This window comes from Nocardia sp. NPDC019395, assembly GCF_040632335.1.
Lineage (GTDB): Bacteria > Actinomycetota > Actinomycetes > Mycobacteriales > Mycobacteriaceae > Nocardia.
In genome coordinates this window covers 17,716-36,194 of sequence record NZ_JBEYBT010000011.1, presented here as the reverse complement: position 1 = coordinate 36,194, position 18,479 = coordinate 17,716, and the positions used below count along the sequence as shown (strand labels likewise).

Here is an 18,479-nt window from a genome sequence, read left to right as displayed (position 1 = left end):
GATACCCGAACGCGGGTACGGGCCGCGTCAGGTGTGGCGACGGCGATGGTCATGTCCCGGACCACCGGGGCGTTCTACGTCATGGGTGGTGCGCTGGGTCTTCTGGTGACCGCAGTCGCGCCCACTCAGGTGCTGTATCCGGGCGACGAGGGCAACCGCGTACTGGTCGGCTCGGCCGCGGCGGTCGCGTTGTTGCTGGGGATAAGCCTGCTCGGCTGGGGTCCGCGGATGCCGCACTGGCTGCATCACGGTTATGTCGTGGTGGCGACGATCCTGGTGACCGTCGCCGTGCATTCGTTCCCGAATACCGTCGCGGCGATCACCCTGGCCTCGTTCTATGTGTTCGTCGCCTGTGACGCCGCGTTGTTCTTCGCCTGGTCGCAGGCCGCCGCGCATATCGTGCTGTGTATGGCCCTGTGCCTGTGGGTGCTGCCCACCCGCGCCGGCCTGCCGTGGTGGTCGGGAGTGATTCCCGCGGGAGTCACCCTCGGCGTCGGTGTCGTGGTGGCCATCCTCACCCGGATGGCATCGGAGGCCGATATAGATACGCTGACCGGTCTGCTCAACCGGCGCGGTTTCGACCGTGCCCTCAACACCGCGATCGAACAGGCCGATCGCTCCGGTCAGCCGCTGGCGCTGGTCCTGGTCGATCTGGACCGCTTCCAGAAGGTCAACGATCATCTCGGCCACCGGGCCGGTGACGCGGTACTGCAGAAGGTCGCCGATACCTGGGCCGGATTACTGGGTCCCGGGCAGCGTCTGGCTCGTTACGGCGGCGATGTCTTCGCCGCGCTGCTGCCCGGAACCACCGAACAGGCTGCCATTCTGCTCACCGAACAGCTCCGGGCCGCGGTGAGTACCGGCTGCTCGGCCGGGGTGACCTCCTGGCAGTCGGGCGAATCGGCGTCGCTGCTGGTGAGCCGCGCGGATGTGGGCCTCTACCGGGCCAAACAAGCGGGTCGTAACCGCACGGTGCTGGAATCGGGTCACCGGACTCCGCTGGCGGTGGAATTGCGCGAAGCGATCGACACCGGCGCCCTGGATGTGCACTATCAGCCGATCGTCAGCCTCAGCGACGGCGGTGAGAAAGCGGTCGGGGTGGAGGCGCTACTGCGCTGGTCGTCGAGTGCGCAGCCGGATGTGACCACCGAGGGATTGATCCGGGTGGCCGAGGAATACGACCTGATCGCCGATCTGGACGAACTGGTCCTGCGCCGGGCCTGCGCCGACGCCGCCCAGCTCCAGGACACCTTCGCGGCGCTGGAACTCACGCTGAACGTGAATGTCAGCGGGCTGGAATTGGCCGAATCCGGCTACGCGGACAAGGTCGCCGGAATTCTGGAGAGCACCGGCTGGCCCGCCGGGCAGTTGGTGCTCGAGGTGACCGAAACCGAACTCGCCGCCGAATCGGATACGGCCATCGCGAATCTGCATACTCTGCGGGAGCGGGGTGTCCGGATCGCGATCGACGATTTCGGTACCGGCTACTCCTCGCTCAGCCGATTGGCCACCCTGCCCAGCGATATCATCAAGGTCGACCAGTCGTTCGTGGCCGCGATCCGTTCCGACTCCCCGGCTCCGCCCTTGCTCGGGGTGATCGCTGCGCTGAGCAAATCGCTGGATCTGCAGGTGATCGCGGAGGGTGTCGAGACCGAACATCAGGCGGCCGTACTCACCGAGCTGGGTTTCGCGTTGGCCCAGGGTTATCACTACAGCGATTCGCATCCGGTGGCGGATCTGATCAGCGATATGAACCGGGGACTCGGCAGTGCCGGTATACGCGCGCTGGGCAGTACCACCGAGTCCGAGAACGGTTGGATACCGCTCTGAGCGAGGACCGGGTGCCGGCCTCCGGTCGTGGCGCGCGCCTGCCGCGGTGAATCGTTTCCGTAGTCGCGGGCCGGCGACGTAGGCGGCGACGGCAGAAAAGGTCTTGACCGGCGTCGGCGCAGCGCGGATGCTGAGCGCTATGCGCCTGGTCATCTACCGCTGTTGACATCGGCCGGTGGACACCGGGCGGAGAACCGGATCGCGCGCGTTGACACTGCGTGCGACGCTTTTCGCCGCGACGGGCGACCTGATTCCGTACTACGCGCTCTACGCGCTGCTGTTCGCCGATCACGGCCTCGGCCCGGGCCGGATATCGCTGTTGCTCGCGCTCTGGTCGGCGACAGCATTCGTCTGCGAGATCCCCTCGGGCGCGTGGGCCGATACCGTATCCCGGCGTGGTCTGCTGATCCTCAACGGCATCCTCATGGCCGCGGGTTTCCTGGTGTGGACCGTCGCGCCCTCCTTCGCCGGATTCGCGGTCGGATTCGTGCTGTGGGGTGTGGCGGGCGCGCTGCGTTCCGGGACCTTCGAGGCCTTGCTGTACGACGAGCTCACCGCCCGGGGTGAATCCCACGGCTACGCACGTTTGATCGGCTACACGCGGTCGGCGAGCGAGCTGAGTGCGGTGATCGCGATCCTGGCCGCGACCCCGCTGTATCTGTGGGGCGGCTATGAGCTGGTCGGCTGGGCCAGTGTCGGATGTGCGGTTGTGCACACAGCCCTCGCTCGGAGCCTGCCGGCGGCACCGAGGTCGGCTTCGGCGGCCGAGGTCGCCGAGCTCGGGGAAACCGAGGCTGCGGAACCCGGTCCGGATACGGCCGGTCCGGCGGGGCTCACTCCGAGCCCCCGCCCTGCCACAGCCGACCCCGTCGTGAGCGGTTCCGGTTCGATCCGGCGGTACCTGCGCATGCTGCGCACCGGTGTCGCCGAGGCGGTAAGGGTGCGTATGGTCCGGCACGGGGCGGTGCTCGGTGCGCTGCTGTACGGGATCACCGCCTTCGACGAATATTTCGGTCTGCTGGCCGGGGACAGTGGTGCCGCGACGGCGGTGGTGCCGGTTCTGGTCGGTGTGACCGTCGTCGGTTCGCTACTCGGTGCCCTGCTTGCCGGTCGGACGGAAGAGATGACGGGCCGAGCCATCGCCCGGGCGGTCGGCGTGGCGGCCGTGCTGTTCGCCGCGGGCGCGTTGATCGCCGGTCTGGGAGTTCGCTGGCCCGGCGTGGTCTATGTTTTCACCGGGCTGGGTTTCGCGGCACTCGCCGCCGCCTACGGCATCGTCTACAACGCGGGGATCATCGCCGAAGCGCGGCTGCAGGACGCCATAACCGGGCAGGCACGGGCCACCGTGATGTCCGTCGCCGGGCTCGGCGAGGAATTGGTTTCGCTGGCGGTTTTCGGTTTCGTCGCGCTGGCCACTGTGTGGTTCTCGATATCGTCGACGCTCGCACTGCTGGGTATCGCGCTCGTCGTGGTTGCCGCGTTGACGCCCGCCTGGCTACCGCCGCGGCCTCCCACACACGACACCGGATCGGGCGCGGACCGGCAGTATCCAGGAACCGAGGGGGAGTGATGTTTCCCGGCCGGTCTCGCCGCCGCCCCCGGCGCGTTTGATCCCCCTACCGCCCGTCTGTCCGCACGCGACCCCCACCCCCGTTTCCCGCATCCGACCAGGCCACCTCGGTGGTTCGGGGCCCGTCTCGTTCTGGAGCGACCAGAGCGAAGGAGCGCATCGACTGAGCGCCGGGAGTGAAGAACGAGACCAAGGGGGCCCCGAACCCGCGACGCCGGAGGCGGCACCAAAAACAGCGCTGTCGGTAGGGTTCGGGACATGGTGTTGCGCCGGTGGGGGCTGGGTCTAGGTCTGCTCATCGGGGCCGGGGTCGCCGTACAGGGCCGGATCAACGGGGAGCTGGGCGCGCGTCTGCAGGACGGTATCGCCGCGGCCGTGGTGAGTTTCGGCAGCGGGTTCGTACTGCTGCTCATCGCCGTAGCGCTGAGTTCCAGGCTGCGGACGGGCCTGCGCGGGGTGCGGGCGGCACTGGCCGCGGGAGAGTTGCGGCCCTGGCAACTGCTCGGTGGTTTCTGCGGTGCGCTGTTCGTGGCGAGTCAGTCGCTGACCGTGGCCGCGGTCGGCGTCACCGCGTTCACGGTCGGCGCGGTATCCGGGCAGCTGCTGAGCAGTTTGCTCGTGGACAGGCTGGGGATCGGCCCGCACGGCCGCACTCCGGTCACCGTGGCGCGGCTCGGCGGGGCGGCGCTGGCGGTGGGTGCTGTGCTGCTGGCCTCGTCCGCCGGGCCGGGGTCCGCGGCACCGGATACGGCGGCTTGGCTCTCCGGTGCCGCCGGACCCGTCCTGTTGTTCCTGCCGGTGGCGGCGGGAGTCGGGCTGGCCTGGCAGCAGGCGTGGAACGGACAGATCGGCGCGTCCGGAAGCCCATTCGCCGCCACCGTGATCAATTTCGGGGTCGGTCTGCTGGGGCTGCTGGTCGTGGAAGCGCTGGTGCTGGCCAGAGTCGGCCCGCCGGCGGAGTTTCCGCGCGAGCCCTGGCTCTACCTGGGCGGTGCGATCGGGGTGCTTTTCATCGCGGCCGGGGTCCTGGTGGTGCGCTGGATCGGGGTACTGCTGATGGGACTCAGCACGGTGGCCGGGCAGCTCACGATGTCGGTGCTCCTCGATTGGGTGCTGCCGGCCGGCGCGCAGCTGTCGCCGGTGAAGGTGCTCGGCTGCGCTCTCACACTCGTCGCCGTCGTGGTCGCGACGAGACCGGCCGGACACCTCGAAGCCCACGCGGACTCCTGAGTGGCTGCGAGCCGACGCTGCGATCCAGGTCGCAAGGATCCGGCGAACGGTAGCGTAGAAACCATGCGAATGGGATTCTGGAAATTGTGCGAAAGGTAGCGTAGAGCCGCGTCCGGTACCGGACGCGGCGTAAGGGTTTCCCTACAGCACGAGCTTCCCGGGCCAGCTGTTCGAAGCGCTTGTAGCGCTCAGCTTGCGCGTCTACGCCCAGGTCAATGAGGCTCGGGTGCAGCATCTTCGCACGCGGTCGGGGATCACGAAGTGGATTTCATCGCCGTCGTACCCGCGGCACTGCTCGGTCCGTAGCCGCGTGGGTCGGCGATCGGGCTGGAGGTGCCGGTGAGGTACCTCCAGCCCTCGTCCCCGTCAATGCGTGGGGCGGAACTTGCGCAGGCGCAGGCTGTTGCTGACCACGAAGACCGAGGAGAACGCCATCGCGGCGCCCGCCAGCATCGGGTTGAGCAGGCCCACCATCGCCAGCGGGATCATCGCCACGTTGTAAGCGAAGGCCCAGAACAGGTTGCCCTTGATGGTGCCGAGGGTGCGGCGGGCCAGCCGGATGGCGTCGGGGGCAGCGGTCAGATCGCCTCGGACCAGGGTGAGGTCGGCGGCCTCGATGGCGATATCGGTGCCGGTGCCGATGGCCAGGCCCAGATCGGCGCGAGCCAGGGCCGCCGCGTCGTTCACCCCGTCGCCGACCATGGCGACGGTTCTGCCCTCCCGTTGCAGCCGTTCTATCACCGCGACCTTGTCCTGCGGCAGTACCTCGGCGATCACCTCCTCGATCCCGACCTGCCGGGCGATGGCGTGCGCGGCGGTGGCGTTGTCGCCGGTGAGCATGATCGGAGTGAGGCCCAGGGCGCGGAGCCGGGAAACGGCCTCGGTGGAGGTCGGTTTCACGGTGTCGGCGACGACGAGTACTCCGCGGACCGCACCGTCCCAGCCGACCGCGACCGCCGTCCGGCCCTCGGCTTCCGCGGACCGCATGGCCGCGCGCAGGGCGGGATCCGGGTGTAGTGCGTAATCGGCGAGCAGCCCGATGCGGCCGACGACGACCGCGTGCCCGTCGACGATGCCTTCCACGCCCAGCCCGGCGTTGTTGCGGAAGCCCTCGACCGGCAGCAGGGTGCCGGCCCGGTCCCGGGCGCCCGCCGCGATGGCTTGGGCGATCGGGTGTTCGGAGGAATCCTCGAGCGAACCCGCCAGCCGCAGCACTTCGCCGGTGTCCTCCCCGGCAGCGGCCACCACATCGAGCAGTGACATCTTGCCGGTGGTCACGGTGCCGGTTTTGTCGAGCACCACGGTGTCGACCTGCCTGGTCGATTCCAGTACTTCGGGACCCTTGATCAGGATGCCGAGCTGCGCGCCGCGGCCGGTACCGACCATGAGGGCGGTGGGGGTCGCCAGACCGAGTGCGCACGGGCACGCGATGATCAGTACCGCCACGGCCGCCGTGAACGCCGCCGCCACCGATCCGCCGGTGCCGAGCCAGAATCCGAGGGTGGCCACGGCCAGCGCGATCACGATCGGCACGAAGACCCCGGAGATCCGGTCGGCCAGCCGCTGCGCCTGCGCCTTACCGGATTGCGCGTCCTCCACCATCCGGGCCATCTGGGCGAGTTGCGTATCCGCGCCGACTCGGGTGGCGCGCACGGTGATCCGCCCGCCCACGTTGACGGTGGCGCCGGCGACCGTATCGTCCGGCCCGACCTCGACCGGTACGGATTCGCCGGTGAGCATGGAGATATCCACCGCGGTGGATCCGTCCACGATCACTCCGTCGGTGGCGATCTTCTCACCCGGCCGGACCACGAAGCGGTCGCCTTCGGAAAGCTGTTCGACCGGTATCCGCTGTTCGGTCCAGGTGTCCGAGCCGTCGGTGCGGCGCAGGACGGATACGTCTTTGGCGCCGAGCTCGAGCAGGGCCCGCAGCGCGGCCCCGGCCCGGCGCTTGGACCGGGCCTCGAAGTACCGGCCGGCCAGGATGAAGGTGGTGACTCCGGCCGCGGCCTCCAGGTAGATACTTCCGGTGCCGTCCATCCGCGCGACGGTGAATTCGAACGGGTGGGTCATACCGGGCGTGCCCGCCGTACCCCAGAACAGTGCGTACAGCGACCAGCCGAAGGCGGCCAGCGTGCCCAGCGAGACCAGCGTGTCCATGGTCGCCGTGGCATGTCGCAGATTCGTCCAGGCCGCCCGGTGGAACGGCCACGCCCCCCACACCACGACCGGTGCCGCCAGGGTGAGCGACAGCCACTGCCAGTTGGTGAACTGCAGGGCCGGAATCATGGCCATGGCGATCACCGGGACGGTCAGTACCAGGGAGATCAGTAGGCGGGTGCGCAGGGTGTCGGTGGCGTCGGCCGGTTCGGCCGCGGTTTTCTGCTCGGTGGGCGGCTGCGGAACCGCGGCGGTGTATCCGGTCTGTTCGACTACGGCGACCAGATCCGCGGGCGTGAAGGTCTCCGGGTAGTGGACCCGGGCCTTCTCGGTCGCGTAGTTGACCGTCGCGGTCACGCCGTCGAGCCTGTTGAGTTTCTTCTCGATGCGGTTCGCGCAGGAGGCGCAGGTCATCCCGCCGATCACCAGTTCGACCTGCTCGGTCGGCGCAGTGGCGGTGGGTGTCTCACGAGGTGTCTGTGTGGTCATGATTCGCTCCGTCGGCCCGGGGTCAGTGGCCGTGGCTGTGTTCGGTGGGTGCGGGAGCCGGCTGGGCGTCGTCCGAGCCGGGACCGGCGGTCTCGACCGGCACGGTGAACTCCGCCCGGTGCACCGCGCCCGCGTGCCGGAATTCGAAGTACAGCCGGTAGTCCCCGGCGCCGGGCGCTGTCACGGCGAAGGTCACGCCCGGGCCGGCCGGGGTGGTTCCGTCGCCGGGATGGCCGGCCGGGTGAACGTGGAGATAGCCGAGGTCGGCGGCTCGCAGGGCCACGAGATGACCGTACGCCCCCAGATAGGGCTGTAGATCGGTGACCGGTGCCCCGTCGCGGGAGACCGTCAGGGTGACGTCTGTGGACCGGCCGGCCGCGACGGTTCCACCGAGCTCGACAGTGTATTCGCCCGCGGTCGCGGTGACGGCGGGTGCGGGCAGCGGCTGGGGCGCGTAACGGCCGGCGACCCGCAGGTCGGTGCCGAGAGTGAACGGCTGTCCGTCGGCGGCGACGAAGTCCGCGAAGACTCGGTAATCGCCGGCTCGGTCGAGGTCCACCGGTGTGCTCCAGGTGCCGGCCGCGCCGAGGGTGGGGTGAAGGTGCTGGTATCCGGTGGTATCGCGGCGGACGACGATCAGATGGAGATCTTTTTCGTGGTTCGGCGTGTACTGCGTCACCGGCCGTCCCGCACTGTCCTCGATCCGGAATCGCAGGGCGGTGTCGCGCCCGGCGTCGACGATCGGATCCTCGAGCGCCAGCGTGTATCCGCCGGCGGTGTCGGTCAGCCCGCCGGGACCCGGCTGGGCAACCGGCTCCGGTGCGGCGCCGTGGGGCTCGGTATCGCTTTCGGGTGAGCCGACCAGCGCCCCGATACCCAGCGCTACACCGAACAGCGCGACAAGTCCGAGTGCGAACCCGGCGAATTTCGTCGACGTACTCATCGATTGCTCCGTCCATCGATCCGTGGCGGTTCGCGCCACTTCCGATGGTTACGGTACCCCCCTAGGGTATTTTGTCAATCGGCGGAGCGTCCTGTGGAGACATGTGGATGGAATGAACACGTGCGCCGTACGGTCATAGTGGTTGTGAAACTCGACGACTCCGCCCGCGCGCTGATCGGTGCCGGTGCCGACGCGACCCTTGTGACCGTCAACCCGGACGGCAGCCCCCAGGTCAGCCTGGTGTGGGTCGCTCTACAGGACGGCCCCGAGGGAGACGAACTGGTGACAGCGCACCTGTCCGTGCATCAGAAAGTCCGCAATATCCGACGTGACGACCGGGTAGCCCTGACGATCGTTTCGTCCGAACCCGGCACGATTATGCGTCCCTACCTCTCGATACGCGGTACCGCGCGGATCGTCGAGGGTGGGGCACCGGAACTGCTCGAACAGCTGGCACGCACCATGGCCGCACCCGGCGCCGGTTTCCCGCCGGCCGATGCCCCGCCGGGGTATCTGACCCGGATCCGAATCGACAAGGTCGGTGGTGTCGGGCCCTGGGCCGCCGACTCATAGCGGTAGCCGCTACCGGCTAGGGCCGCTGGATTCGCCGCCGCTCGTACTCTTGCGCTTCCAGTACAGCCGCCTCGTCCAGCGTGGGAGCCGACCCGCCCAGACGCGCCGGTACCCAGGGCTGTCCGGCGGGCATCGGATATCCCTCCTGTGCCGCGGACAGCAGCCCGTCCATCCGGGTGCGCAGCTTCGCCGTCACTTCGTCGGCCGAACCTGTGGCGGCCAACGGTTCACCGATCCGGATATGGATCGGGAAATTGTGCCGGCCGAGCCGCCGGGGGAAACCCTTGGTCCAGACCCGCTGCGCACCCCAGATGACCAGCGGAACGATCGGCCTACCGGAATCCAGCGCCATACGGGCCGCACCCGATTTGAATTCCTTCAATTCGAAACTGCGGCTGATGGTCGCCTCCGGGTACACGACGACGAGTTCACCGTCGCGCAGTGCGTGAACTGCCCGGCCGTACGATTCCGCGCCCGCGGTCCGGTCCACGCCGATCGCCTTGCAGTGCTTCATGAGGAAACCGACGATGCCGTGCTCGAGTTCGGCTTTCATCATGTACCGCACATTGCGGCCCGACCGCCGCCCCACCAGCCCGACCTCCATGAAATCCAGGTAGGACGTGTGGTTCACCGCGAGGACCGCGCCCCCGGTACGCGGGATATGTTCCTGGCCACGGATATCCATCCGCAGACCCTGGGCGAAGAACACGGTGTGCACCAGCCCGGTCAGAATATCGAAAACCGGCTCTCGCGCCATTGCGACTCCTGCTCACTACCTGCGGATATACCCGCGCCCGGTACCACCCCACGGTGGATGCTACTCGCCGGCCCCGTCCCGGCCGGCTCGTTTGCGGGCGTCTCGTTCCGCGGCCTCGGTGGCGTCCATCGCGTCGGCTTCTTCCAGGGTAGGGGCCCCGCCGCCGAGTCGCGCGGGAACCCAGTAGGCGCCGGGTTCGTGGACGTAGTTCTCCTGTAACCCGTGCAGCAGCCGCTGCATCGTCGATTTCAGTTCGGCGGTGAGGTCGGCCGTGGGCTCATAGGGCTGGATCGGCTCACCGACGGCGATCGAAATCGGGGTATTGGTGCGGCCGAGACGTTTCGGATGACCCTTGGTCCACACCCGCTGCGCGCCCCAGATGACGATCGGGATGATCGGCACCCCGGCCTCGATCGCCATCCGCGCCGCGCCCGATTTCAGCTCCTTGATCTCGAAGCTGCGGCTGATGGTCGCCTCCGGATAGACGCCGACGAGTTCGCCGCGGCGCAGGTAGTCCACTGCCGCCTGGTAGGAGTCGGCACCGGCGGTGCGGTCCACCGGAATATGTTTGAGGGCCCGCATGATCGGGCCGGAGATCTTGTTCTCGAAGACTTCGTGCTTGGCCATGAACCGGATGTAGCGTTTCGGCGTGCGGACCGGCAGCCCCGCGTACGTGAAATCCATGTACCCGGTGTGGTTGACCGCGAGAACGGCGCCCCCCTCGGCGGGAATGTTCTCGTCGCCGGTGACGGTGAATTTCAGGCCCTCGAGGAAGAAGACGGTCCGGGCCAGCCCGATGACAGTCCGGTAGACGGGATCCACAAGTCCGCTAGCGTAGTCGCTGCCATGATGACCGGCAGCGCCCGGCCCGCGAAACCAGGTCGCGCGGACCCCGTTCGAACCGGTTCGTACCGCAGGAAAGGTGATCGTCGAAGTGGAACGCGCCCGCTCCGTACCGTCGCGCCGAACCGGCCGCGCCGCCGCACCGCATAGTGGATGCGAGGTGGGCGGAATGTCCGCGCGGGCGTCGCGCCGCGGCCGGGGGCGATCCGTTGCGGTAGGGCTGGCGATGGCCGGAGTGCTGCTCGCTACCGGATGTGATTCGGTGTCCGGTATTCCCGTCGACGATCCGGCTTCCGCTCCCGCCGATACCGACGGCGGCGCGGCGCCGACCTATATCGCCACGGCGGTGGCCCCCGACCCCACGGTGCCGCCGGTGCCCGCGGACGCACCTCCCGTCGGCGATGTGCCCGGGGTTCCGGAAGCCGCCCCGGCTCTGCAACGGTTCGCCGCCGATTTGCGGGCCGGTGATCCGGCGGCCCTGCAACAGACCTGCTGGACCATCCCGCCGCTGACCGCGCAGGCCATGTACACGAACCCGGCCGCCGTGCTCAGCGCGCTGGCCCAGCCGGGGACCGCCGCCGACGGAACCCTCACGTGGACCGACGGAGTGACCACCGTCACGGCCGACCAGCGCCGGGTCGCGTCCGGATATGCCTGCGGCAGGGTGTTCCCCGCCACTGTGGAACCGGCCTACGATGCCGCGGACGCTCGCCACACCGTGCGTCGCTACCTCGCCCGGTCCGTCGGCCGCCCGTTGCACGCCGACGACGAAGAGGGCGAATACCCGCTCGTCTGTGCGGCGAGTCCGGCCACCTGGGATCCGCAGGGCACCGGCGCGCCGGTCCCCGCACCGCTGGCGAACAACCCCGGCACGCTCACCGGGACCATCGGTTTCACGGATGAGCAGATCAGTTCACAGGAGTTGACGCCCGGATATATGTCGGTGGCGGTGCCGGTGACAAATGCGTCCGGTGTCACGCAAAACCGGACATTTGTACTCGCAGAGGGTGACAACGGCTACTGTATCGGGGAAATCTCGCCCTGACCCACTACCCTGGAGGCCCGTAATCGGTCAGGAGGAGCGAGCTCGTGCAGATCACCAGCGTCGGACATGCGGGATTCCATATCCGGACCGCGGCCGGGACCATCCTATGTGATCCATGGGTGAACCCCGCGTACTTCGGTTCCTGGTTTCCGTTCCCGGACAACACCCAGCTCGATTGGGAGGAACTCGGGAACTGCGATTTCCTCTACGTTTCCCATTTGCATCGCGACCATTTCGACGCTGCGCATTTGCTGGAGTACGTCAACAAGGACGCCACCGTCCTCCTGCCCGACTACCCGGTCCCGGATCTGCGGCGTGAACTGGAGAAACTGGGTTTCCACGAGTTCTTCGAAACCGAGGATTCGGTCAAGCACACGGTGACCGGCGCCATGGGTGCCGGTGGGGGCGACCCCACTGCCGAATTGGACATCATGATCGTCGCGCTGCGCGCTCCCGCGGACGGCCCGATCGGCGATTCCGGGCTCATCGTCTCCGACCGCGAAACCACCTGTTTCAATATGAACGACGCGCGGCCGGTCGATATGGATGTGCTGCACGACGCGTTCGGCAAGATCGATATTCATCTGCTGCAGTACTCCGGTGCCATCTGGTATCCGATGGTGTACGACATTCCGGCCCGGACGAAATCGAATTTCGGGAAACAGAAGCGGCAGCGCGGAATGGACCGGGCTCGCAGCTATATCGAGCAGGTGGGCGCCACCTGGGTGGTGCCGTCTGCCGGTCCGCCGGTTTTCCTGGACGACGACCTGCGCTATCTCAACGACGATCACGGTGACGAGGGAAATATCTTCCCCGACCAGATGGTCTTCCTGGAACAGATGCGCGAGAACGGCCACGATCGCGGGCTGCTGATGGTGCCCGGATCGACGGTCGAACTGCACGGCACCGAACTCGAACTCAACCATCCCTACGACCCGGCCACGATCTGGAGCGATAAGGCCGCCTACGTCGAGAAGATGGCGCAGCGGCTGGCGCCGGTGCTGGTCGCGGAGAAGAAGACCTGGGCGCCCGCCGAAGGGGAACCGCTGCTCGAACCGCTGCGCGAGCTGTTCGAGCCGATCATGGCGCAGAGCGATCTGATCAGCGACGGGATCGGCTACCCGGTCGGTCTCGTCATCGGTGACGAGACCGTGGTCCTGGACTTCCCGAAACGTGAGGTCCGCGCTCCCCGCGAGGGTGAGGGCAGGTACCGCTACGGATTCCGGATCGCCCCCGAACTCGTGCGCACCGTACTGCGCGACCAGGAACCCGACTGGGTGAACACCATTTTCCTGTCCACCCGTTTCCAGGCGTGGCGCATCGGCGGCTACAACGAATACCTGTACACGTTCTTCAAATGCCTCACCGACGAGCGCATCGCCTACGCCGACGGCTGGTTCTCCGAGGCGCACGACGATTCGGCGTCGGTGGAGGTGGCCGGCTGGGAGGTCCAGCGCCGCTGCCCCCACCTCAAGGCGGATCTGTCGAAATTCGGTGTGGTGGACGGCAACACGCTCACCTGCAACCTGCACGGGTGGCAGTGGGACCTGGAATCGGGCCGCTGCAAGACCTCCAAGGGACACGAGCTCCGCTCCCGGAAAGTCGACGCGTAGAGTCGCGCCATGGCTTCGCGCATTATCCGGATCGCCACCCGCTCCAGCCCCATGGCGGTCGCCCAAGCCGAGCAGGTCGCCGCCGGGCTGGCCGGGTTCGGTGTGGAAACCGAACTGGTGAAAGTGACCTCCGCCGGTGACCGCTGGATGGGCGATCTGGCGAAGCTCGGTGGCAAGGGGGCTTTCGTCAAGGAGATCGACGACGCGCTGCTGCACGATCAGGCCGATCTGGCCGTGCACTGCCTGAAGGATATTCCGGGCGATATCCCGATTCCGGAAGGTATCGCCTTCGCCGGATTCCCGGAGCGCGATGATGTGCGTGACGCGATCATCACCAAGGACGGCCGCCCGCTCGCCGAACAGCCCGCGGGGACCGTGGTCGGGACCAGTTCGGTGCGCCGCGCCGCGCAGTTGCGGCTCCACTACCCGGGGCTGGAGATGAAGCCGCTGCGCGGGAATATGAACACCCGGCTGCAGCGGCTGGAGGACGGGTACTGCGATGTGCTGATCGCCGCGGTGTCCGGGATGTACCGGATCGGCCGGGAGGACCGGATCACCGAAATATTGCCGGTCGATATCATGTGCCCGCCGATCGGTGCCGGTGTGCTCACGCTGGCCTGCCGTGCCGGTGACGACGAGGTCCGGGAACTGGCGGGCCGGCTCGACCATGCCGAAACCCGCCGGGTCGCCGATGCCGAGCGCGCGATGCTGCATGCCCTGCAGGGGCACTGCAATTCGCCGATCGCCGGGGTCTGCGTGATCGAACGCACCGGCCGGCTGTCGTTGCGTGGCAAGGTGTTCGATATCGAGGGCACCCAGTGGCTGGATTCGCAGCATTGGGGAGTCCCGGAAGACCCGCAGGCCTTGGGCTTCTTCGTGGGTTCCGACCTGCTGCGACAGGGCGCCCGCGCGATAATCGACTCCATTCCGCACTGACGATCGCTACCGTCGACGCCTCGGGAGCCGCTCCGAACTGATCGCGATCGGTCGAATCCTGTTGTAGGGAAAGCTGCCGACAGCACGACCGCCTGGACGAGAAATGTCGCGGCGTCGGCTAACGGATACCGTTGCGGGAGACCCAGGGCGTAGACAGCGGCGCCGCCGATCGTCAGCTCGGATCGGATCCGCGGATCGCGGAGAGCCATATCGCCGCCGCGGCTGCCACACAGCAGGCGCCGATGAATGCGGGCAGCCCGCCCTCCGCGATATATACCCACAGCAGAGCGATGAACGGGGCCGCGACCACCGACTGTGCGTCCAGCAGCAGCCTGCGGGGGAATTTCGCCGCCGTCGTCGCCCGTTCTCCGGTGGTCGCGTCTCGACGGGAGGGGTTGTCGAGTAACCGCCCGCCGGGCTCGCCGAGACGTACTCGTCCCGCCGGCAGGACGTGGATCTCGGAACTGGGCGCGGGGGGTGTCCCCGCGTCAGCGGTCGGCTGATTGTCCGGGGCCGCACTCGACTCCCGCAGGACGATGCTGCGACCGTCGAACTCTGCCGTGCCACCGGTGAAACCGATCAGGTGCGGCGTGAAGTAGACCGGTATCCAGCGTGTCGGGCCTTGACCGCGGAGTTCCAGCCAGGACCTGCTCTCGAGACGGTGCTCCTGCCGAACGCGCCGCACCGGCACCGGATGCCGGGTGGCGGCACCGTGGTCGAGCACTCCGAGTGCGAGAGCGAGCCGGTAACCGGTGTACCCGATGATTCCCAGCCCCACCACGACCAGTGCGCTGAACTGGTCCGGATCGGCGAACGGCGCCCACGCGGTGAGTACCGCGAGGGCGCCGATCGTCACTGCCAGCGGATAGGCCAGTGGATGGCCCGATCCACGATTCACTTCAGGAAGCCGACTTTGGTGTAGTCGGGGGAGGCCATCCCGAACGCCCCCCAGTTGGCGACCTCGTTGCGCTGGGCGACGGTGCCGGGCGACTGGGTGATCGGCAGCGAATGCACTTCCTCGAAGATCATCCGGTCGGCCTGGTTGGCGAGCTCGATCGCCTTCTTCGGATCCAGTTCGGAAATGGTCTGCTCGATCAGGGCATTGAGTTCCGGGGAACCGATCTTGCCCTTGTTCGACAGCGGCATCTCGGGGTTGTACGCGTAGATCTGCGGCAGCCCGCCGAGCGGGAGCACACCACCCTGCCAGCTGAATTGGGCGATATCGAAGTTGCCCGGATCGATGATGTCGGTGAAAAGGCCTTGCCCCGGGTAGGTCTCGATCTCGAGTTTCACTCCGATCGCGGCAAGGTTCTGCTGGGCGATCTTGGCCGTCTGGACCCACAGATCCTGCTGGAACATGACATCACGGATGACCAGTGGCCGCCCGTCCTTCATCCGCACATCGCCGTTGAGTTTCCAGCCGAGCTCGTCGAGTTCGCGGGCCGCCTGCTCGGGGTTGAAGGCGACAACACCGGCGTTGTCCTGGTAGCCCTCCTGGCCCTCCATGTAGATGTGATTGTTCAGCGGCTTCGGTTGTGCCACCACACCGAGCTGGGTCGCGGAGGCGATGGCCTGGCGATCGATACCTTTCGCGATCGCGCGCCGCAGCGCCGGGTCCTCGAGGATCGATCCCGGTGCGCCGTTGAAGGTGAAATGCGACCAGCGCGGCAGCGGGGTCCGCAGTACCTGGACGCCGGGTGTGTTCTTGGCCGTGGTGACTTCGGCGATACCGGAGATATCCGACGAGTCGAGCTCGTTGTTCTGTACGGCGGCGATCCGCGCCGGGATATCGAGCACGCTGTAGGTGACGGTATCGAGTTTGGGAGTATCACCCCACCACTTCGGGTTTCGGCCGAGGGTTATGCGGTTCTGGGCGCGGTCGATATTTGTGATGATGAACGGGCCCGCGCTCAGCGGCATATCGTTGCGGTAGAAGTTGTCGAACGCTTGCGGGGTCGCGGTGGCGGCCTTCGGCAGCAGCAGGCCGAAGAGGCCCTTCCACTCCGCGTAGTGTTTGTTGAACGTGACGACAGCCTGCTTGTCGTCCACGCCCCGCTCCACTTTTTCCACCCGGTCGAAGCCGGAGTTGGCCGCGACCAGGAATTTCGGGTCCTTTCCGCTCTGTGCGTTCGCCTGCGATGCCAGATCTTCCCAGGTGATCGGGGTGCCATCGGACCAGACCGCTTTCGGGTTGATCGTGTAGGTGACAACCTGAGGATCGGTACCGGTCAGTTGTACGTCGGTGAAGTAATTCGTATCGACGGTCAACTCGCCCTTGGCATCGGACTGGAAGGGGCTCGGCAGCGTCCAGCTGACGACGTCGGAGACATCCAGATCGGAGTCCACGTGCAGGGGGTTGAAAGTCTCGGGCAGCGACGAGATCGTCAACCGCAGGTTCCCGCCGTCGCGCAGTTCACTCGGGTCGTGCGGGTTGGTCTGGTTGGTGCCGGTGATGGTCACATCACCGGCGTCGGTGCTGTTCGCGCTGCACCCGCTCAGCAGTAAGCCGATCGCGGTGAGCGGTACCGCGAGGCGGATACCGACGGATCGAATCCTCATGAGACTTCCTTCCTGCTGGTGGAGTTCGCCACCGAACCCCTACCACGGTCTACGACCGGAACCGGCACCGCCTCGATCAGCGATTTCGTATAAGCATGCCGGGGTTCGTCGAAGATCTGCTCGGCTCGGCCGTATTCGACGATCTTGCCCTGGTACATGACCGCGATATCGTGCGCGAGATTGCGGACCACCGAGAGATCGTGGGAGACGAACAGATACGACAGGCCGCGTTCGATCTGCAGGTCGCGCAGCAGATTCAGTACACCCGCCTGGATGGAGACATCGAGCGACGACACCGGTTCGTCCAGTACCAGCAGTTCCGGATCCAGGGCGAGGGCCCGGGCGATACTGATGCGCTGCTTCTGGCCGCCGGAGAAATCGGCGGGATAGCGGTCGCCGTGCTCGGGGCGCAAACCGACCAGGGTGAGCAGCTCCGGAACCCGCCGCGCCACCTCCGATTTCGGGCGCCCGTCGATGCGCAGAGGTTCGGCGATGGCGTCGAAGACCGGTAGCCGGGGGTCCAGTGAAGCCGTCGGATCCTGGAAGACGATCTGCATCCTGCGGCGCAGTTCACGCCGCTGCGCTTTGGTTGATTCGCCGGTTTCGTGGCCGAGGATTTCTATCCGGCCGGCTTGCGGCCGCACCAGGCTCAGGATCTGCTCCAATGTGGTGGATTTTCCGGAGCCGGATTCACCGACCAGGGCCAGGGTGCGGCCGGAGCGGACTTCGAAGCTGATGCCGTCGACCGCGCGAACCTCGCCCTTGCGCCGCCGGAACACCACTCCCGACGTGATCGGAAACGTCTTCACCAGATCCGAGACTCGCAGCACCACCTCCGGCTCGGTCTCGGGTTCGGGTACCGGTTCCGGTTCGGTGATTTCGCGGCGGTAGGACTCGAACAGCTCCTCGGAGTCCACTTCGCCGGTGCGGAAACAGGCTGCACGGTGCCCGCTCGTGGTCTCGGTCAGTTGTGGTTCGTGGTCGCGGCACAGCTCCACGGCAACCGGGCAGCGCGGGGCGAACGCGCAACCCGGCGGCAGGTCGTGCATGGCCGGTGGTGCGCCGACGATCGGGATCAGCGGAGTCCGGGCGGGTCCGTCCATCCGCGGTATGGACCCGAGCAGGCCGACCGTGTACGGCATCCGGGGGGCAGCGAAGAGTTCGCTGGTCGTCGCGGTTTCGACGATGCGGCCCGCGTACATCACCGCGACCCGGTCGGCCAGGGTGGCGGCGATACCCATGTCGTGGGTGATCATGATGACGCCCGCCCCGGTGATATCGCGCGCCTCGCGCAGCAGATTCAGGATCTGCTTCTGCACGGTCACATCCAGTGCCGTGGTCGGTTCGTCGCAGATGATCAGCGCCGGATCGTTGGCGATGGCCATGGCGATCACCACTCGCTGCCGCATACCGCCGGAGAATTCGTGCGGGAACGCTTTCGCCCGCAGTTCCGGATCGGGGATACCGACCAGGTCGAGCAGTTCGACCGCGCGTTTCGCGGCGGCTGCCTTGCTCATATCGCCGTGTGCCAGCAGGGCTTCGGCGATCTGGTCACCGACCCGGTACACCGGGGTCAGCGCCGAGAGCGGGTCCTGGAACACCATGCTGACCGAACTGCCACGCAGCTTGGACAACTGCCGGTCGTCGAGCCCGAGCAGTTCCCGCCCGCGCAACCGGATCGATCCGGCGACCCTCGCCTGGTCGGGGAGCAGGCCCATCACCGCCAGCGACGATACCGACTTGCCGGAGCCGGATTCGCCGACGATCGCCAGTACCTCCCCGTCGGCGACGGTGTAATCCACCCCGCGGACGGCCTCGATCCGGCCCTCCTCGCTGGGGAAGGAGACCCGCAGGTCAGCGACCTCCAGCAGGGGAGTGCCGCGGGTTGCGGTGCTGTCCGGGGAATTCGCGGCCGGCTGGGCCATCGTCGT

At 67.3% G+C, this 18,479-nt stretch carries 14 protein-coding genes; 7 read left to right on the top strand and 7 right to left on the bottom strand.

The annotated features are described in order from the left end of the window. Window positions 1–51 precede the first annotated feature (51 nt). The 3 genes from ABZ827_RS22330 to ABZ827_RS22320 all read left to right on the top strand — a co-directional run bounded on the left by ABZ827_RS22330 (window position 52) and on the right by ABZ827_RS22320 (window position 4,630). Window positions 52–1,830 carry an EAL domain-containing protein gene (locus tag ABZ827_RS22330; RefSeq protein ID WP_357239701.1) on the top strand — a complete coding sequence of 593 codons (1,779 nt, stop codon included), beginning with the start codon at window positions 52–54 and terminating at the stop codon, window positions 1,828–1,830. Window positions 1,831–2,038: 208 nt separating this feature from the next. Then, entirely contained in the window at window positions 2,039–3,400 is a 1,362-nt protein-coding gene (locus ABZ827_RS22325) for an MFS transporter (RefSeq protein WP_357239697.1), read from the top strand. Window positions 3,401–3,658: 258 nt separating this feature from the next. Then, complete coding sequence (locus ABZ827_RS22320) at window positions 3,659–4,630, top strand: DMT family transporter (protein WP_357239694.1); 972 nt, start codon at window positions 3,659–3,661, stop codon at window positions 4,628–4,630. 366 nt (window positions 4,631–4,996) lie between these two features. On the opposite strand, the gene ABZ827_RS22315 is transcribed toward ABZ827_RS22320, so the two are convergent. Both ABZ827_RS22315 and ABZ827_RS22310 read right to left on the bottom strand, forming a co-directional pair. Then, window positions 4,997–7,279: a heavy metal translocating P-type ATPase gene (locus tag ABZ827_RS22315; RefSeq protein WP_357239691.1), complete on the bottom strand. Its 2,283-nt coding sequence runs from the start codon at window positions 7,277–7,279 to the stop codon at window positions 4,997–4,999. A gap of 22 nt (window positions 7,280–7,301) precedes the next feature. After that, window positions 7,302–8,222 carry a hypothetical protein gene (locus tag ABZ827_RS22310; RefSeq protein ID WP_357239688.1) on the bottom strand — a complete coding sequence of 307 codons (921 nt, stop codon included), beginning with the start codon at window positions 8,220–8,222 and terminating at the stop codon, window positions 7,302–7,304. A gap of 144 nt (window positions 8,223–8,366) precedes the next feature. Here ABZ827_RS22310 and ABZ827_RS22305 point away from each other — a divergent pair, with 144 nt between their 5' ends. Further along, complete coding sequence (locus ABZ827_RS22305) at window positions 8,367–8,795, top strand: PPOX class F420-dependent oxidoreductase (RefSeq protein ID WP_357239685.1); 429 nt, start codon at window positions 8,367–8,369, stop codon at window positions 8,793–8,795. Between the two features lie 16 nt (window positions 8,796–8,811). On the opposite strand, the gene ABZ827_RS22300 is transcribed toward ABZ827_RS22305, so the two are convergent. Together ABZ827_RS22300 and ABZ827_RS22295 are read right to left on the bottom strand one after the other, a co-directional pair. Next, window positions 8,812–9,552, bottom strand: a complete 741-nt coding sequence (locus ABZ827_RS22300) for a lysophospholipid acyltransferase family protein (RefSeq protein WP_357239682.1) — start codon at window positions 9,550–9,552, stop codon at window positions 8,812–8,814. Between the two features lie 60 nt (window positions 9,553–9,612). Continuing rightward, window positions 9,613–10,374, bottom strand: a complete 762-nt coding sequence (locus tag ABZ827_RS22295) for a lysophospholipid acyltransferase family protein (protein ID WP_357239679.1) — start codon at window positions 10,372–10,374, stop codon at window positions 9,613–9,615. A gap of 190 nt (window positions 10,375–10,564) precedes the next feature. On the opposite strand from ABZ827_RS22295, the gene ABZ827_RS22290 reads away from it, so the two are divergent. The 3 genes from ABZ827_RS22290 to hemC are packed head-to-tail and all read left to right on the top strand — an operon-like array spanning window position 10,565 to window position 13,989. Beyond that, the gene (locus tag ABZ827_RS22290; RefSeq protein WP_357239676.1) at window positions 10,565–11,440 is read left to right on the top strand and encodes a hypothetical protein; all 876 of its coding nucleotides are present in this window, start codon (window positions 10,565–10,567) and stop codon (window positions 11,438–11,440) included. Between the two features lie 44 nt (window positions 11,441–11,484). Further along, the gene (locus tag ABZ827_RS22285) at window positions 11,485–13,053 is read left to right on the top strand and encodes a Rieske 2Fe-2S domain-containing protein (protein WP_357239673.1); all 1,569 of its coding nucleotides are present in this window, start codon (window positions 11,485–11,487) and stop codon (window positions 13,051–13,053) included. A gap of 9 nt (window positions 13,054–13,062) precedes the next feature. Further along, window positions 13,063–13,989: a hydroxymethylbilane synthase gene (gene hemC, locus ABZ827_RS22280; protein WP_357239670.1), complete on the top strand. Its 927-nt coding sequence runs from the start codon at window positions 13,063–13,065 to the stop codon at window positions 13,987–13,989. 172 nt (window positions 13,990–14,161) lie between these two features. On the opposite strand, the gene ABZ827_RS22275 is transcribed toward hemC, so the two are convergent. From ABZ827_RS22275 to ABZ827_RS22265, 3 genes are read right to left on the bottom strand one after another with little or no spacing between them, the layout of a single operon-like run. Further along, window positions 14,162–14,887 (bottom strand): hypothetical protein, encoded by a 726-nt coding sequence (locus ABZ827_RS22275; RefSeq protein WP_357239667.1) that lies wholly within the window; start codon window positions 14,885–14,887, stop codon window positions 14,162–14,164. Continuing rightward, window positions 14,884–16,548, bottom strand: a complete 1,665-nt coding sequence (locus ABZ827_RS22270) for an ABC transporter family substrate-binding protein (protein ID WP_357239664.1) — start codon at window positions 16,546–16,548, stop codon at window positions 14,884–14,886. The genes ABZ827_RS22275 and ABZ827_RS22270 overlap by 4 nt, the downstream gene beginning before the upstream one ends. Further along, entirely contained in the window at window positions 16,545–18,473 is a 1,929-nt protein-coding gene (locus ABZ827_RS22265) for an ABC transporter ATP-binding protein (protein ID WP_357239983.1), read from the bottom strand. Before ABZ827_RS22265 ends, ABZ827_RS22270 begins: the two co-directional genes overlap by 4 nt. Window positions 18,474–18,479: the final 6 nt, after the last annotated feature.

Bases quoted from the DNA above. Each gene is read 5' to 3' on its own strand.
- ABZ827_RS22330 (WP_357239701.1), top strand. From the start codon at position 52: ATGTCCCGGACCACCGGGGCGTTCTACGTCATGGGTGGTGCGCTGGGT.
- ABZ827_RS22320 (WP_357239694.1), top strand. From the start codon at position 3,659: ATGGTGTTGCGCCGGTGGGGGCTGGGTCTAGGTCTGCTCATCGGGGCC.
- ABZ827_RS22315 (WP_357239691.1), bottom strand. From the start codon at position 7,279: ATGACCACACAGACACCTCGTGAGACACCCACCGCCACTGCGCCGACC.
- ABZ827_RS22310 (WP_357239688.1), bottom strand. From the start codon at position 8,222: ATGAGTACGTCGACGAAATTCGCCGGGTTCGCACTCGGACTTGTCGCG.
- ABZ827_RS22300 (WP_357239682.1), bottom strand. From the start codon at position 9,552: ATGGCGCGAGAGCCGGTTTTCGATATTCTGACCGGGCTGGTGCACACC.
- ABZ827_RS22290 (WP_357239676.1), top strand. From the start codon at position 10,565: ATGTCCGCGCGGGCGTCGCGCCGCGGCCGGGGGCGATCCGTTGCGGTA.
- hemC (WP_357239670.1), top strand. From the start codon at position 13,063: ATGGCTTCGCGCATTATCCGGATCGCCACCCGCTCCAGCCCCATGGCG.
- ABZ827_RS22270 (WP_357239664.1), bottom strand. From the start codon at position 16,548: ATGAGGATTCGATCCGTCGGTATCCGCCTCGCGGTACCGCTCACCGCG.
- ABZ827_RS22265 (WP_357239983.1), bottom strand. From the start codon at position 18,473: ATGGCCCAGCCGGCCGCGAATTCCCCGGACAGCACCGCAACCCGCGGC.